Source organism: Polaromonas sp. P3_C2, assembly GCF_056402675.1.
The window spans coordinates 1-2,940 of record NZ_JBFUGX010000528.1; the positions used below are offsets into that span (position 1 = coordinate 1).

Annotated in this window: 3 protein-coding genes; 1 reads left to right on the forward strand and 2 read right to left on the reverse strand. The window is 67.4% G+C overall.

Translation table 11 applies throughout. From position 1 onward, the window contains the following. Positions 1 to 112 precede the first annotated feature (112 nt). On the reverse strand, positions 113 to 877 hold the full coding sequence (locus tag AC1DWI_RS18380; protein WP_477725394.1) for an ArsR/SmtB family transcription factor: 765 nt from the start codon (positions 875 to 877) through the stop codon (positions 113 to 115). 140 nt (positions 878 to 1,017) lie between these two features. On the opposite strand from AC1DWI_RS18380, the gene AC1DWI_RS18385 reads away from it, so the two are divergent. Continuing rightward, positions 1,018 to 2,304 carry an MFS transporter gene (locus AC1DWI_RS18385; protein ID WP_477670145.1) on the forward strand — a complete coding sequence of 429 codons (1,287 nt, stop codon included), beginning with the start codon at positions 1,018 to 1,020 and terminating at the stop codon, positions 2,302 to 2,304. Positions 2,305 to 2,311: 7 nt separating this feature from the next. On the opposite strand, the gene AC1DWI_RS18390 is transcribed toward AC1DWI_RS18385, so the two are convergent. Beyond that, on the reverse strand, positions 2,312 to 2,940 hold a 629-nt coding region (locus AC1DWI_RS18390; protein ID WP_477725395.1), incomplete at its 5' end, for a DUF6596 domain-containing protein.

Genomic DNA, 2,940 nt, shown 5'->3' on the forward strand with positions numbered 1-2,940 from the left:
CAGCGCTTCAACGTTTTCTCGCGGCCTGGCAACCAACGCTGTTTGAAACGCGACAGCAGGCTGAATTCAAAAGCCTGATTCGCTGGGCGATTGATGTGGATCCGATTGCGATTTAAGCAACACGTAACACCGGGCTTTGCCGCGCTGGGAAGGTCTCTCCCTCCGTCACTTGCCGCCAGTCCTCCTGCCCCATCCAGTCGCGCAGCGCCACCGCGCCTTTAGGTGTGATCTCCAGCGCGCGCATACCCTGGCGGCGCAACAGCCAGCCGCGCTCGAGGCTGTGATTGCAGATCAGCGTGCCGAGTTGGCCGGCGACGTGGAAGCGGCGCTCGCTCCAGTCCAGGCACGGGCGGCAGTAAGGCCGTTTGGTGTTGATGCTGGTTGGCGACGTTGACAGCTCAATGCCCAGGCGCGCCAGCACGGCATTGGCCTTGGGGGTGACGTGGCCGGCTTCGCCGTMAAAGGTGATGGCGCCGTCTTCCAGCAGGTGATGGGCAATGGCCACGCCGAGGCGGCCGGCGATGTGGTCGTAGCAGCTGCGGGCCATGCGCATGGCGGCGTCCTTGGGGCCGGGCACCACGGCGCGGCGCGGCGCGGGTGCGTTCTGTGAAGCCAGTTGTGTGATGCCTTCCAGCACCCGGGCCACGTTGACCGAGGCCAGGCGGTGGTAGCGGTGCCGGCCGTGTTGCTCTACGCACAGGAGGCCGCCTTCGACCATCAGGGCCAGGTGGCGGCTGGCGGTTTGCGGCGACACGTTGCCAACGCCGGCCAGTTCGTGGGCGGTGAGCGATCGGCCGTCCAGCAGCTCCATCAGCATGGCGGTGCGGGCCGGCTCGCCGACCAACGAGGCGATGTGCGCGATTTGGTTGGTATTCATCATGGTTTAAGACCTTCTGGATACCAACCTTAGCAGCATCGCAAACCCCATGCTTCGCTCCGGGGCGAAGCATCGCGCACCCTCTTCGCCGCACCATGGAGGCCATGCAGCAGTCGCTGCCTTCTCACACGGAGAACTCCATGGAATTGCCAACGACCTCCGCCCTCCAGCCGCCGGTGCCACGCGCCTTTTACGGCGCCACCGTTGTGCGCGCCGCCTTTGTACTGGCCATCTTCGGCTGGGGTATTGGCTTTTACAGCCCGGCGATTTTTCTGCATGCGGTGATCGCCCGCACCGGCTGGGCGTTGCCACTGGTATCAAGCGCCGTGACCTTTCACTTTTTATTCGGCGCGGGCGTGGTGGCCTGCCTGCCGCGCATCCACGCCCGGCTGGGGGTCGCCGCCACTACCGCTGCGGGCGCCGCCGCGCTGGCACTGGGACTTCTGGGCTGGGCGCTGGCTGCACAGCCCTGGCAACTGTTTGCGGCTGCCATGCTGACGGGCGGCGGCTGGGTCACCATGGGCGCGGCGGGGATCAACGCCATCATCTCGCCCTGGTTTATGCGCGGCCGGCCCCTGGCACTGGCCAAGGCCTACAACGGCGCCAGCCTGGGCGGTGTGATTTTCTCACCGCTATGGGGCGCGCTGATCGCCGCGTTGGGTTTTACCGCCGCCACCTTGCTGGTGGGCGCGGCCATGCTGACCGTGGTGGTCTGCCTGTGTTTTTACGTCATCACGCAAACGCCGGAGCGCATGGGCCAGCAGCCTGACGGTGATGCACCGGGCACACCCTCGCGCACCGTCACCTCTGCGCATGCCAAACCCTTGCCGGGCCGCCTGCTGTGGCGAGACCGCAGCTTTCGTACGCTGGCCGCGGCGATGGCGCTGAGCATGTTTGCCCAGGCCGGCTTGATCACGCATTTGTATTCGCTGCTGGTGTCAGCGCTCAGCACCCAAGGCGCGGGCCTGGCGATGGCGCTGGCCACCGCTTGCGCCATCGGCGGCCGCACCATCGTCGCCAAATGCATGCCGGTGGATGCCGACCGGCGACTGGTCGCCAGCGTGAGCTACGCGGTGCAGATCACCGGCTCACTGCTGCTGGCTTGTGCGGCGGAACACCAGACCGTGCTGATTCTTGCCGGCGTGGTGCTGTTCGGCGTCGGTATCGGCAACACCACTTCGCTGCCGCCGCTGGTGGCACAGGTGGAGTTCGTCAAGGGCGATGTTCCGCGGGTGATCGCGTTGATCGTGGCCATGTCGCAGGGTCTGTGGGCGCTGGCGCCGGCCACGTTTGGCCTGCTGCTGGTCACAGCCGGCGGGAGTCCGGCGCACCTCGGTGCGGGCACAGTCCTTTACTTCGGCGCGACCGTGCTGTTGCAGCTGGCGGCCATCGCCTGCATGCTGGGCGGCCGCAGGCCGGCACCGTAAACACGCGTCAGGAAAGGCGCGGTGTGGAGCCCGGCGCGCAGGCTGCGGCGCGCGCCAGCAACAGTTCGCGCTCGCGCAGGTTGCGGGTGAGCGACGCGGCGCGCTCGAACTCCGCATGGGCTTCTTCGAGCCGGCCGAGCTTGAACAAAAAGTCGGCGCGTACGCTGGGCAGCAGATGGTAGTTTTTCATCAAGGGTTCGGCCAGCAGCGCATCGGCCACCTCCAGCCCCGTCGCCGGGCCGAAAGCCATCGCCAGCGCGACGGCGCGGTTGAGTTCCACCACCGGTGACGGCATGAGCTGCGCCAGCGCATCGTAAAGCGCGGCGATGCGATGCCAGTCGGTGTCGGCGCCCGTGGGCGCACGCGCATGGCACGCGGCAATCGCGGCCTGCAGCGCATACGGCCCCAGCGCACCGCCCAGCGCCTCGGCACGCGCCAGCGCCGCAAGGCCGCGGCGTATCAGGATGTGGTCCCAGCTTGCCCGGTTTTGCTCCAGCAGCAAGATGGGCTCACCCGAAGGCCCGGTGCGCGCCCTGGCGCGCGAGGCCTGGATTTCCATCAGCGCCACCAGGCCGTGAACCTCAGGCTCCTGCGTCGCGAGTTCGGCCAGCACGCGCCCCAGTCGCAAGGCCTGGT